This is a genomic window from Sphingopyxis sp., assembly GCF_035686825.1.
Classification (GTDB): Bacteria; Pseudomonadota; Alphaproteobacteria; order Sphingomonadales; family Sphingomonadaceae; genus Sphingopyxis.
The window spans coordinates 380,845-394,402 of the sequence record NZ_DASRYZ010000003.1; the positions used below are offsets into that span (position 1 = coordinate 380,845).

The 13,558-nt window shown below is 64.1% G+C and carries 7 protein-coding genes; all 7 read right to left on the reverse strand.

The genetic code is table 11. From position 1 onward, the window contains the following. Nucleotides 1-11: 11 nt before the first annotated feature. The 7 genes from VFG17_RS06410 to VFG17_RS06440 all read right to left on the reverse strand — a co-directional run bounded on the left by VFG17_RS06410 (nt 12) and on the right by VFG17_RS06440 (nt 13,364). Entirely contained in the window at nt 12-2,336 is a 2,325-nt protein-coding gene (locus VFG17_RS06410) for a GH92 family glycosyl hydrolase (protein WP_325029089.1), read from the reverse strand. Nucleotides 2,337-2,350: 14 nt separating this feature from the next. Further along, nucleotides 2,351-3,424 carry a glycoside hydrolase family 43 protein gene (locus VFG17_RS06415; protein ID WP_325028623.1) on the reverse strand — a complete coding sequence of 358 codons (1,074 nt, stop codon included), beginning with the start codon at nt 3,422-3,424 and terminating at the stop codon, nt 2,351-2,353. 119 nt (nt 3,425-3,543) lie between these two features. After that, complete coding sequence (locus VFG17_RS06420; RefSeq protein WP_325028624.1) at nt 3,544-6,537, reverse strand: TonB-dependent receptor; 2,994 nt, start codon at nt 6,535-6,537, stop codon at nt 3,544-3,546. A 290-nt stretch (nt 6,538-6,827) separates the two neighbouring features. After that, nucleotides 6,828-8,789 (reverse strand): glycoside hydrolase family 2 protein, encoded by a 1,962-nt coding sequence (locus VFG17_RS06425; protein ID WP_325028625.1) that lies wholly within the window; start codon nt 8,787-8,789, stop codon nt 6,828-6,830. Nucleotides 8,790-8,888: 99 nt separating this feature from the next. After that, nucleotides 8,889-11,240 (reverse strand): GH92 family glycosyl hydrolase, encoded by a 2,352-nt coding sequence (locus tag VFG17_RS06430; protein ID WP_325028626.1) that lies wholly within the window; start codon nt 11,238-11,240, stop codon nt 8,889-8,891. 40 nt (nt 11,241-11,280) lie between these two features. Further along, the gene (locus VFG17_RS06435; protein WP_325028627.1) at nt 11,281-12,540 is read right to left on the reverse strand and encodes a sugar MFS transporter; all 1,260 of its coding nucleotides are present in this window, start codon (nt 12,538-12,540) and stop codon (nt 11,281-11,283) included. Further along, entirely contained in the window at nt 12,537-13,364 is an 828-nt protein-coding gene (locus VFG17_RS06440; RefSeq protein WP_325028628.1) for a class I mannose-6-phosphate isomerase, read from the reverse strand. Before VFG17_RS06440 ends, VFG17_RS06435 begins: the two co-directional genes overlap by 4 nt. Nucleotides 13,365-13,558 lie beyond the last annotated feature (194 nt).

Genomic DNA, 13,558 nt, shown 5'->3' on the forward strand with positions numbered 1-13,558 from the left:
CATCTCCGACATCATTTGGACGGCGCGCTGATCGAGAAGGGCGCGTCGGCGGGAGCGGTGCCCCATTGCTTGTTGGGCTTGGCGCCCATCACGAAGTCGACCGTCCCGCCCTGCGACAGCGCGCGGTGGGTGAAATAGGTCTTGCTTAGCGGCTTGCCGCCGAGCGCCACCGATTGAAGGTAGATATTCGCGTCGCTGTTGTTCTTCGCGTTGATCGTCAGCGTCTTGCCATTTGGCATCGTCAGCTCCGCCTTCTGGAACAGCGGGCTGCCGATCGCATATTCGCCCGTCGCCGAGGCGACCGGGTAGAAGCCCAAGGCCGAGAAGACATACCAGGCCGAGGTCTGGCCATTATCCTCGTCGCCCGGATAGCCGTCGGGCGCCGACGAATAGAGCTTCGCCATGATGTCGCGCACATGATGCTGCGTCTTCCACGGCGCACCCGCCCAATTATAGAGATAGGGCATATGCTGGATCGGCTGGTTGCCATGGGCGTACTGCCCCATGTCGACGATCTGCATCTCGCGGATCTCGTGGATCACCTGTCCGTAATAGCTTTCGTCGAAGATCGGCGGGGTGGTGAAGATCGCGTCGAGCCGCTCGACGAATTTCTCGCGTCCGCCCATCAGGTCCATCAGCCCATGGACGTCCTGCATCACCGCCCAGCTATAGTGGAGCGCATTGCCCTCGGTGAAGGCGTCGCCCCACTTATAGGGGTTGAACGGCGTCGACCACGAACCGTCCTGGTTGCGGCCGCGGATCCAGCCGCTCTCCTTGTCATAGAGCTTGCGGTAATTGAGCGCCCGTTCGGTGTATTTCTTCGCATCGGCGTCCTTGCCGAGCAGCTTCGCGAGCTGTGCGATCGAAAAGTCGGCGGTCGCATATTCGAGCGTGCGCGCGGCATTCTCGTTGATGCCCACATCATAGGGGACATAGCCGAGCCGGTTGTAATATTCGGCGCCCTCGCGCCCGACGGCGGCGATCACCTTGCCCGCCTTGTCCTTCGGGCGGCCCTCGCTCGTCGTCGCATTCTTGATCATCGCTTCATAGAGCGTCTCGACGTCGAAGCCGCGCACGCCGTTGAAATAGGCGTCGGCGATCAAATTCGCCGAGTTCGACCCGATCATCACGTTGCGATAGCCGGGGCTCGCCCATTCGGGCAGCCAGCCGCCCTGTTTGTAGGTGTTTACCAGCCCCTGCATGAACTGGCTGTCGCGTTCGGGATACATCAGCGCGAAGAAGGGGAAGACCGCGCGCCAGGTGTCCCAGAAGCCATTGTCGGTGAACATGTAACCGTCGTGCACCTTGCCGTCGTACGGGCTGTAGTGGACGATCTTTCCGTTCGCGTCCTTTTCATAGAAGATACGCGGGAACTGCAGCATCCGGTAGAGCGCCGAATAGAAGGTGCGGATCTTTTCGGCGTCGGGATCGGTCACGCGGATGCGCGAAAGTTCCTTCTCCCACTCCGCCTTCGCCTTCGCTTTCGTCGTGTCGAAGCTGTCGTTGCCGATTTCGGTGCGCAGGTTGCGGAGCGCCTGTTCGGGGCTGATGAACGAGGAGGCGACGCGGACGTGGACCTTGTCGTCCTTCTTGGTCTTGAAGCTGAGCACCGCGCCGACATGATCGCCTTCGCGCGCGAGTTCGTTCGCCGGCGCATTATCGCCAGCCCAGGTGCGCGCGAGGGTGAAGTCGCGGTCGAATTCGGCGACGAAATAATTGTGGAAATTGTCGGGCACGCCGCCGTGATTGTTACGGACATAGCCGGTGATGCGGCGGTTCTTGACGTCGACCTTGACCATCGAGCCGCCCGCGAGACCGTCGAGGAGGATGTGCGCGTCGTCGCTTTCGGGGAAGGTGAAGCGGAACTGCGCGGCGCGCGTCGTCGGCGCGACCTCGGCGGTCACATCATAGTCGGCGAGATAGACTTTGTATGAATAGGGGCGCGCGACCTCGGCCTTGTGGCTGAACCAGCTGCCGCGTTCCTCCTGCTTGACCTTCACCGGGCCGGTTTCGGCCATCAGCGCGAAGGCGGCATAGTCGTTCATCCACGGGCTTGGCTGGTGCGTCTGCTTGATGCCGCTGATCTTCTCGCCGTCATAGGTATAGCCCCAGCCGCTGCCGGGCTCGCCGGTCACCGGCGTCCAGCTGTTCATGCCGAAGGGGACGGCGACCGCGGGATAGGTGTTCCCGTAGGACAGGCGATAGCTCGAATCGGTGCCCATCAGCGGGTTGACGTAATCGACGAGCGCGACCTGGTTCGCGGTCGATTGCGCGAGCGCCGCCGGCGTTCCAACGCTGGTGAGCAGCAGCGCGCTCGCGGCGGCGCCCAGCATCATCTTGCGGATCGTCTTCACTTCGTCTCTCCCCTGTTGGCCGTTCGGGCCGGCAGCGGGCGCGCTGCGACGCCCTCATTCGTCATTTTCACCGGCGCGATCGTGCCGTCGGCGTTGAAGACCATTCGGTCGATCGCGAGCTGGCGGCGCTCGCCGGCGTCCTCGCCCAGCGGGCGCCGGTGATAGGCGATATACCAGTCGTCGGTGCCCGGCACATTGACCACCGAATGATGGCCCGCGCCGCGCGCGATCTTGAAATCCTGCTGAAGAATCTTGCCCATCGGCTTGAACGGGCCGGTCGGCGACGAGCCCATCGCATAGGCGACCGAATAATCGGGGCCGGTCCAGCCGCCTTCCGACCACATCAGATAATAGACGCCCTTCCGCTTCACCATGAACGACCCCTCGACATAGCCGGGGGGCGTGATTTCCTTGTAGGTCGTGCCGTCGGGAAAGGGGATGATCGAGGTCAGGTCGTCGCCCAGCCGGACCACGTTGCAATGCTTCCAGCCACCATAATAGAGATAATGCTGCCCATCGTCGTCGCGAAAGACGAACTGGTCGATCGGCTGCGCGCCATTGTGGAAGGCGTCGATCAGCGGCTTGCCGATCGCGTCCTTGAACGGTCCCTCGGGCCGGTCGCTGACCGCGACGCCGATGCCGCCGAGCTGGTCGTCGGACTGGATGTCGTTGGCCCCGAAGAAGAGATAATATTTGCCGTCCTTCTCGATCGCCGACGGCGCCCATACGGCATAGGCGGCCCAGGCCACGTTCTCGACGTCGAGGGCGTGGTCGTGCTTCGTCCAGTGGACGAGGTCGGGCGATGAAAAGACGTTGAAGAAGGTCTGGTAATGATAGGACGGCCGGACCGTCTTTTGTTCGCGCAGCTTCTTTTGCCGTTCGCTGAAATGTTTCGAGACGTCGGGCGTCTCGCCATGGTCCGAATAGGTCGGATAGATCCAGTAGCGGTCGCCGAAGACGCGAATTTCGGGATCGGCATACCAGCCCGGAACGATCGGATTCTCGGCCGCGGCTGGGCCGCCCGTCATCAGTGCCATGCCCAGAAGCAGCGATTTCAACCCGACACGCACTTGCGTCCCTCCCCTATTTTCCCGTTACGAACCACCGAAGCATTTTCCAGCTCGCCCGGAAAGAGGCGGGTGGCTCCTTGCGGAGCCACCCGAGTGGGAGAGCTGGGGTATGGGCCCCATCAGAACTTGTACGAAACGCCGACGTAAGCGCGGCGGCCGAAATAGTTGCTGCGGACGAAGCGCGCCTTGGTGTCGTTACCAAGGTGCTGGCGCTCTTCCGACTTGGTCAGGTTGATGACCGACGCGGTGAGCATCAGCCCGTCCATCAGCTCGTACGACGCGTTGATGTCGACCTGTTCATAGGGGTCGGTGTAGACGTTGAGGCCCGAGGCGAGCCCGCCGACGACTTCGCCGCGGCGGTTGTACGAGGCGCGGACGAGGAACTTGTCGGTTTCATAGAAGACCGAGGCGTTGACCTGCGTCTTGGCGCTGCCGACGAGCGCCGACTTGCCGACCGTCTCGCCGTCGAGGGTGATGTCGGCGACCGACGTGTCGTTATAGGTGAAGTTCACCTGCGCACCGAGGCCGAAATCGAGCGTGTGCTGGGCATAGACTTCGACGCCCTGCGACACCGCGTTCGAGCCGTTGGCGACCGTCGAATAGGGCTGGATCAGCACCTGTTCGCCATTCACTTCGCGCGTCACGTCGAGCACGAGCGGGACGACGAAGTCGGACACGTCCTTGCGGAACAGGCCGACGCCGAACACCGAGCCGCGCTTGAAATACCATTCGACGCCAAGGTCGTACTGCCACGCCGAGAAGGGCTGGAGATCGGCGTTGCCGCCGCTGCCCGACCAGCCTTCGAATTCGCCGAACTGGCCGCGGTCGAAGGCGTAGGCCGCCGAACGATAGGTCAGCGAACGCTGCGACCCCAGATCGTTGAAAGACGGACGCGAGATCACCTTGGCGACCGCGCCGCGGAGGACGACGTCGGGGGTGACTTCATAGACGACGTTCAGGCTGGGGAGCCAGTCGGTGTAGCTCTTCGACTGGTCGACCTGCGTGTTGACGATCACCTCGCGCTCGTCGAGCGGCCGCACCTGGCAGTTGCCGTCGGGAGCGAGCGGCACGTCGGGATCGAACGGTCCGCCCGGACCGTCGACGCAATAATCGTTGAGGAATTGCAGACGATCCGACGTCAGGCCCGACTGCTTGGTGTGCGCGACGCGCAGGCCGATGTTGCCGCGCAGCGGACCGCTTTCGAAATCAGCCTGCACATAGCCGGCAAACACCTTTTCCTTGAGGTCATAGGTGTTGTTCGGTTCGGGCACGCGCACCGACGGGCCATAGGTGTCATTGATATAATCGAGATAATTCTCGAAATTGATGCCGGGGAACGAGCTCGCATCAAACCCGCCGGCGATGTTGCCAATCGGATTGTCATAGAAATATTCGGGCCGGGCGACCGCGCCTTCGGGCGTGTCCTGATAGCGCAGCTTGGTCGCCGGATCGGCATACCATTCGTTGCGGCCGGTTTCGCGGTGGATGCTCATCTCGCGCCATTTGCCGCCGACGCGGAACGCGCTCAAAAAGCTGTCGAAGCGGCGAACGAGATCGAGCTGCGCATAACGCTGCGAGATCGCGCTGTTGGTGAAGCCCGAGCCCGTCGAGCCGACGTCAATCTGCGCGATGCCGTTCTTGATATTTTCCTGCAGCTCGGGCGAGAATTCCATGTTGAGGTTGCCGCCGGTGAAATCCCACGCGCTCAGGAAGTTGCCGTTCTGCTCCTGCCCGGGGATCGTCAGGCGCGGCTTCACGGCGACGCCGAAACGCATCGACGGGCCGCCGGTGGCCTTCGTCTTGCCGAATTTCAGCACCGCGTCGAAATTGTCGGTGTTGTAGGCGACCTCGGTCTCGAACGTGTTCGAAACCTGCTTTTCGCGGCTGTAGGTGCCCGCGATCTGCGGCGTTTCCATCGTGCAGGGCGTCTCGTTGGCGAGGCAGCCGGTCCCCGCGGCGGGCACCTGGAAATTGGCCGATTGGAAGATCGTGCCGCTCTCGTCGAAGGTCGGCCCGGTGAAGAAATTGCCATAGCCCCATTCGGGGATTTTCAGCACATTGCTCTGAAAATTGCTGCTGTAGTCGAAGCGGAAATAATTGGCGGTGACGGTCAGATTGTCGAACGGACGCATCTGCGCGGTCGCCTGGATACCGAGGCGCTTGCGGTGCTGCGAGAAGACTTCGGCATTGACCGACTGTGGCGCCCAATGGCCCGAATAATGCGTGCCGTCCTGCGCGGTCACGCCCTCGCCCGGCCAATAGGAAATCGCGTCGTCATTTTCGAACGGATTGCCGTTGACGTCGGTCGCCGGGGTGATGATGTCGCCGTTCGCGTCGCGGTCGCTCCACCAGCGCCAGGTTTCGGTCGAGCCGCGCAGTTCGCGGTTCGAACGTTCCTGATAGGTCGCGCCGACGAGGAAGCCGAGCCGTTCTTCGGGGTCTTTCCACGAAATCTGCCCGGCGATTTGCGGGTCGAATTTCTTTGTCGTGTCCGAATAGGTGCCCTCGGCCGAGATGAAGCCCGACCAGGCCGGCAGGTCGAACGGCCGGCGGGTGTTGAGGATCACCGTGCCGCCGACGCCGCCCTCTTCGAGCCGCGCTTCGGACGATTTATAGACTTCGGTGCTGGCGATGAAGTTCGACGGCAGCAGCACATAGTTGAACGAGCGCGACGGGTCGCCGCTGTCGGCGCCGGCGATGAAATTGCCATTGAGCAGGGTCAGCGTCAGATCCGACTGGAGACCGCGGATGCTGACGCGGCTGCCCTCGCCGCCGTCGCGGGTGATGATCACGCCGGGGACGCGCTGAAGCGCGTCCGCGACATTCTTGTCGGGGAATTTGCCGATATCCTCGGCGGTGATGACCTCGATCAGCGAATTGGCTTCGCGCTTCTGCTCGAGGCTCTGTTCGATCGACTGACGATAGCCGGTGACGACGATCGCGTCGCCCGGGGCTTCGGCCGCGTCGTCCGCCGGCGGCGGCGCTTCGGCGGTCTGCGCGTGCGCCTGCCCCGCACCGCACAATGCGACCATCGCGCCCGCGCTCAGCATCAGTTCGCGCACCAGCGCCGCGCGCCGATTCGTCTTCGCTGAATGGATTTGTCCTGCCTTCATCACATCGACCTCCCTGTTCGAGGGGCTGTTCGCCCCCGCTTGTTATCCGGCGCCCTCAGGTCACCGAGCTGCGGATCGTCCGACCCGTTGAGCCTCTATCAGAATATAAAAAACAATTTGTCAAAATAAATTTTTCGAGCCGGGAGCGAGACGCGATGAACCGTTGCGGAATCGCGTAAAAACCGCAGTTTTCCGTGATTTCTTATGGCTTGAGTCAGAGCCGCACGGCGCCGCGTCCGCCATCCCGACTCGGGGATGGCGGCTCTTGTCGCCTTTTCGCTCGTCGCCCGTCAGTCGGGCGCCGGAGTCGTCCACAGCGGCGCGGCGATGTCCGCCAGCGCCTCGGCCGGCGCCTTCGGCACCGCGCGGTCATAAGTCAAAAGCCCGTTGATCTCGTCCTCGACGTCGGTGGTCTGGGTATAGACCGAGGCGCTGAGGCCATTCTCCTTCGCCTGGCGGATCACGCCCTCCATCTTGCGGCGGAAACGGACGAGATATTCCTTCTCGTCCTTGGCGACCTGATAGCTCCAATTGCCCTTGCCGGGTTTCCAGATATGACCCGGCACGGGGAAGCCGACGCCGCCATATTCGCCGAGCACGATCGCGCGGTTGGCCTGCAGCGGCGGCGTCCTCGGCACATCCTCATAGGTGTGGATGTCGAGCATTTCCGATACGCCCGGCGCGACGTCGACCCAGCCCGAATTGGCGTTGACGAGCCGCGAGGGATCGAGCCCTTTCACGAAGCGCGCGAGCGTTTCCGAATCATATTGGCCCCACCCTTCGTTGTTGATCACCCAGGTGACGATCGAGGGAAAGGCGCGCAGTTCGCCGACCATTTCGGACAATTGCTTCTGCTGCTCGGCGAGCGTTTCGGACGGGAAGATCGCCTGATACTGGCTGGTGCCGGCGAGATATTGGTCCTCGCCGCCGCCCGAGGGCATGTCCTGCCAGATCAGCATGCCGAGCCGGTCGGCGTCGTGATAATAGCGCGCGGGTTCGACCTTGATGTGTTTCCTCAGCATGTTGAACCCCGCCTTCTTCAGGAAGACGATGTCGCTCTTCATCGCCTCCTCCGACGGCGGCGTGTAGAGCCCGTCGGGCCACCAGCCCTGATCGAGCGTGCCGTGCTGGAAGAGCGGCTTGTTGTTGAGCAGGATCGCGGGCTGTCCCGCAACGCGGCCGGGCCCGATCGACACTTTGCGCATCGCGAAATAGGCGGCGACGCCGTCGCGCGGCGCGCCCTGAACCTGCGCCTTTGCATAGACGCGGCTTTCATGGTCGGTGAAGCGCGAGTCATAGGCCTTGCGGTCGCGCTCCTTTTCGCCCGCATAAGGGTCGGCGATCGTCACCAGCTCGGCCTTGAGGTCGTAGAGATGCGGATCGTCGGGCGACCAGAGATGTGCGTTCGGGATCGCGAGCGTCGCCCGCCGGTTGGCGCGGATGATCGTCGAGGCGATCGTCTTGCCCCCCGCACTCGCGGTCAGACGCACCGCGTCGGTGTCGTTCGCCCAGCCGCTCAATGCCACCGCGACGTCGACGGCGCCGCGGTCGATGTCGGGCGTCGCGCGCACTTCGGCGATATGGAGTTTCGGCACCGGTTCGAGCCACACCGTCTGCCAGATGCCGCTGACCGCGGTGTACCAGATGCCGGAGGGGTCGAGGATCTGCTTGCCGCGCGGCTGGGTGCCCGCGCTCGTCGGGTCGAGGACTTCAACGACGAGTTCGTTCGCGCCTTCCTTCAGATAGGGGGTGATGTCGAAGCCGAAGGCGTCGAAGCCGCCCTTGTGCGAGCCGACGACCGAGCCGTTGACGCGCACCGTCGCCTCATAATCGACCGCGCCGAAGTTGAGCATGACATTCTCGCCGCGCCAGTCGGCGGGGACGGTGAAGCTGCGGCGATACCAGACGCGGTCGTCGGGCGTGACCTTGCGCGCGACGCGCGACAGCTTCGATTCGACCGGGAAAGGCACGAGGATCTTGCCGTCCATCGCCGCCGGCCGGTCGGCCGCCTTGGGGGCGATCGCATAATCCCACAGGCCGTTCAAATTGACCCAGCGCTCGCGCACCATCTGCGGGCGCGGATAGAGGCGCCACGCGTTTTCGGGCGTCACCTCCTTGCCCCAGCGCGTCATGAGCTCGCCGGTGTAGACGGCGTCGCCCCCTGACGCCGTGGCGGGCGATGCAGCGGTTTGGGCCTGTGCCGCGAGCGGCGCGAGAGCGAGAAGGGATGCGGTGATCAGAAGGCTGCGCATGGTATCTCCTGTTGAAGAGGGGAGCCCGGGACCCAAGGGGGAAGGCGGATCCCGGGCTCGCGCCCCCGCGGAGGACACGGGGGCGAGGGGCTCGGTAGGTCAGCGTTTTCGCGACATCGATGGCGGCGCGGCACCGGGCGATGCGCCCCACGCCTTGTTGGGTTTGGGACCCATGGTGAAGACGAAGGTCGCGCCGTCCTTCACGTCGTCGTGGCGAAACCACGGCTTGTTCCACGGCTTGCCGTCGAGCGTCGCCGACTGGATATAGACGTTCGTGTCCGAATTATTCTTCGCGACGATGCGAAGCGTCTTGCCATTGCCCATGTCGAGGCTGGCATCGTCGAACAGCGGGCTGCCGATGATATAATCCTGGCTCGACGGATCGACGGGGTAGAAGCCGAGCGCCGACAGCGCATACCAGGACGAGGTCGCGCCCTGATCGTCCATCCCCGGATAGCCGTAACCCGCCGCGTCGCTGGCGTAGGTTTTCTCAAGGATCTTGCGGACGAGCGCCTGCGTCTTCCACGGCTGACCGCTCCAATTATAATAATAAGGGGCCTGCTGGTCGGGCTGGTTGCCGTGGACATATTGGCCGATCACGCCGGTGCAGTCGCGGCAGATGCCCGTCGGATTATAGGGTTTGGTGAAAAACTCGTCGAGCTTGGCATTGAACGCGTCGCGCCCGCCGAGGAGGCCGATCAGCCCCTGCACATCGTGCGGGACGAGCCACAAGGTCGACCAGCCCGACGCCTCCTTCATCATGAAATTATAATAGGGTTCGGCGGGATCGAAGGGCGCGATCCATTTGCCGTCGGCGGTGCGTCCGCGCATGAAGCCGATCGATTTGTCGAAGACATGGACGTAATTGCCCGCGCGCTTCAGGAACATCCGGTAGTCGGCGTCCTTGCCGAGCTTCTTCGCATAGAGCGCGAGCGCATAATCGTCCCACGCATATTCGAGCGTCTTGTCCGCACCCGCCTTGCCGCCGGCATAGGGCGGGCTGGGATTGTGATCGGGCACGATGTCCGAAATCCAGCCCTGCTTCATATATTCGGCGAGGTAGCCGCGCGGCCCCTTCGGGTCGGTCGCATTCTTGCGGAGATATTCGTAGGCGGCTTCGTAATCGAATTCGATGCCGCGCTCCCACGCGCCGAGGAAGAGGAACACCGCATTATCACCGTGGAAGGAGGTGTTCATATAGCCCTTCTCGCGCGCCATCGCGAGTTCGGAGGCCATGATGTTCTTGACCGCCTCGGGCTCCATCAGCTCGAGGAGAACGATCTGGTTGCGCCCCGTGTCCCAGAAGGGAACCGGGCCGTAGCGGTCGTGGGTGGCGGTCTGGACCTTGCCGTTGGTGTCGGCAAATTTCTCGCCCTTTTGCGCGATCAGGCGCGGCGACGCGAAGGACTGAAAGAGCGTCGAGTAAAAAAGCTTCCGCTGCTTGTCGGTGCCGCCCGTCACGCGGACGCGGTTCAAAAGCTGCGCCCAGGTGTCGCGCGCCGCCTTGTGGACGCCGTCGAAATCCCAGCCCGACACTTCGGCGGCGAGCCGCTCGGCCGCCTGTTCATAGCTGGTGCCGTGCGCGATCTTCATCAGCACCTGCTCGCCGGCCTTGGTCTTGAAGGTCACATAGCTGCCCGCGTAGCTGCCCGCGATGTCGCGCGCGCCGGGCTGCACGTCGCTGGTGCCGATGCCCCAGCCGATATTGTCGCCGGGCGCCTTGCGGAAGGTGCCGAGCGCCGCGAAGGGCTTCGAGAATTCGGCGACGAAATAGGCACCGTCGGCGCTGTGCTCGTCTTTCGATATCCCGCGAACGATCCTATCGCCGACGACCTCCACCGTCCCGCCGTGGCGCGGCAGGTTGACGATGACGTTCGACCGCTCGCTCGCGGGAAAGGTGAAGCGCATCACGCTCGCCCAGCGCGTCGCGGTGAGTTCGACCTGCGTGCGGAAAGTGTCGAGATAGACCGAATAATAGCCCGGCGAGGCCTTTTCGCGCGACTTGTCATAATAGGATTGGCTGTAGGCGGGCGGCGGCGACCAGTCGCCCACCACCGGCATGACGATCGGCTCGGCGCCGCCGCCATAGGTCGAACCACCGCCGCCGGTGAAGCCGATCATCGTCGGATTGGTGTAATAATAGGGAACGGGGACGCCGTTCGGATAGAGCAGCTCGATATTGTTGTTGACCGGCGCGGCTTCGACCGAGCCGTGCGGCAGGCGCGCGCCCGGCGAGGTCTGTCCCGAATAGACGGGCTCGCCCGGCGGCGGCGCATTGCCGATCACCGCCGGATCGTCGAGCGGCGCGGTGCCGACGAGCGGATTGGCGAGATCGACCGGCGACTGCGCGGTGGCGGCCGAAAAGGCCAGCATCGCGGCCGAGGACGCCAGCGCGATCGCCGCCCTTCGCAGCCGAGGTTGCAGCCGGTTCGAACCCATTTCCTTTTTCATTGCGACCCTCTTCCCTGAAAATATTATCGTTGATTGTTTGTCAGTGCGGTGCGGCTTGCAGCACGCCGGTTCGCGCGGGCGCCTTCGCAGCGATCCAGCCGAACAGCGCGATGGCGAGGTAGCAGGCCATCGGCACCAGAAAGGCGAGGAAGCGGCTACCGCTGGCGTCGGCGACCTGCGCGAAGGCGAGCGGTACGAGCGCGCCGCCGACGATCGCCATGCAGAGCAGCCCCGAGGTCGCCGACGCGGGCGCGGTCGAACGCTCGATCGTCAGCGAGAAGATCACGGGGAACATGATCGAGTTGAACAGCCCGACCGAGATCGCGAGCACGCCCGCCGCGGGCCCGCTGATCTGGCTGATCGTCAGGCAGAGCAGCGCCGCGGCGACGGCCGCCACCGCGAGGAGCGGCCCCGCGGGGAGCTTGTAGAGGAGGCCCGAGCCGATAAAGCGGCCGATCATCGCGCCAAGCCAATAGAGGCTGACGAAGCTGCCCGCCTCGACCGCGCTGATCGCGAACACGTCGGGCTGTTCGAGGAAATTGACCATCGCGCTGCCGATCGCAACCTCGGCGCCGACATAGAGGAAGATCGACAGCGCGCCCGCGAGCGCCCAGGGCGAGGCAAAGGCATTCGTGATGCTCGCGCTCTTTTCGGGCGGCGGCGCGGCGGCGGTGATCTCGTGCCGGACGCGGTAGAGGAAGACCGCGAGCACCGCGATCACCACCGCGATGAAGACATAGGCGACGTCGATCCGGCCGAGCGAATAGGCGATCTTCGCCTCGGTCACCGGCCCGTCCTCGAACAACCCGCCCTGGAGCAGCGTGCGCGCGGCGAGATAGGGCGCGACGACGGTGCCCAGCGAATTGAATGCCTGGCTCAAGACCAGCCGGAAATGCGAGCGGTCGGGGCGGCCGAGCGACGCCGACAGCGGATTGGCGGCAACCTGCAGCAGCGTGATGCCCGAGGCGATCACGAACAGGCCGACGAGCACCATCGCATATTCGCGCACCACGGTCGCGAGCGGCATGATCAGGCAGCCGACGATCATCGTCGCGAGCGCCACGATGATCGAATTGGCCGCACCGAGCCGCCCCATCAGCGCCGCCGCGGGCAGCGAGACGACGCTATAGGCCATGAAGAAGGCGAATTGGGTGAGGAAGCTTTCGGTATCGCTGAGCGCGAAGATCGCCTTCACCGCGGGGATCAGGATATCGTTGACCGCGGTGACGGCACCCCAGACGAAGAAGAGCATGGTGACATAGGCGAAGGTCCAGCCCGTGCCCGATCGGCTATCAGTCATGGCAGGCGCCGCTCCCCCGGATAGGCCAGCAGCAGGTCGCCCCCCGCATCGGCCGCGACCTGCACCGTGCCGGTGAGCGCGACGCATTCGCCCGCTGCGAAAGCGACGCCGTCGGCCAGCCCGTTTCCGGCCACCGGGATCAGCCATGCGGTGACGCCGTCGGGGAGCGTGATCGTCCGCGTCCCACCGGCGAGCCGTTCGAGCACGAATTTCGGGCCGTCGACGAGGATCTCGCGATCGTCGGCGACGCGGCCCGGCGAGGAATAGGCTGCGTAGGGCCGCGGGTCGGCGACCGCGATGCCGTCATCGAGATGCAGCTCGCGCGGGCGGCCGTAATCGTAGAGACGATAGGTCGTCTCACTGTTCTGCTGCACCTCGATCAGCGTCAGCCCCGCGCCGATCGCATGGACCGTGCCCGAGGGGACATAGAAGAAATCGCCCGCCTTGACCGGCTTCCAGTCGAGCAATTGCTCGATGCTGCCGTCGAGGGCGGCCGCGCGCAGCCTGTCCCCGTCGACGGGCGCCCTGGTCCCGAGCGCGATGGTCGCACCCGGCTCGGCACCGAGGATCAGCCAGCATTCGTCCTTGCCGCGCGGCAAGCCGCGGGCATGCGCCTGCGCGTCGTCGGGGTGGACCTGCACCGACAGTTTTTCGCTGGTGAACAGATATTTGATCAGCAGATCGGGCGCCGCGTCGCCGGGCGCCTGGAACCATATCTCGCCCACCGGCGCGCCGCCCGGCGGCGAATCGCGGAACGGCGCTCGCAGTTCGCGTCGTCCCCAGGGCTTTTCCACCCGGTGAGTCGCAAGCAAGGTCGCTGGCACCAATCCCCTCCTTCATTGCCCCGCCCGCCTTTCCGGGTCGGGAGCGCCGCCACCCGAAGGCATATCGGCGGCCGATTTTTCACAGCCTGCCCCGCCCACGACCTTGGCGTCAAGATAATAATGAAAATTAATTTATTTGATCGGGAGATTGTTTATGGCATGTCCTTGCCAAAGAGGACGGCGCCGACGCCCGA

Coding starts and splice junctions, on each gene's coding strand:
- VFG17_RS06420 (WP_325028624.1), bottom strand. CDS start 6,537: ATGAAGGCAGGACAAATCCATTCAGCGAAGACGAATCGGCGCGCGGCG.
- VFG17_RS06425 (WP_325028625.1), bottom strand. CDS start 8,789: ATGCGCAGCCTTCTGATCACCGCATCCCTTCTCGCTCTCGCGCCGCTC.
- VFG17_RS06430 (WP_325028626.1), bottom strand. CDS start 11,240: ATGAAAAAGGAAATGGGTTCGAACCGGCTGCAACCTCGGCTGCGAAGG.
- VFG17_RS06435 (WP_325028627.1), bottom strand. CDS start 12,540: ATGACTGATAGCCGATCGGGCACGGGCTGGACCTTCGCCTATGTCACC.
- VFG17_RS06410 (WP_325029089.1), bottom strand. CDS start 2,336: ATGATGCTGGGCGCCGCCGCGAGCGCGCTGCTGCTCACCAGCGTTGGA.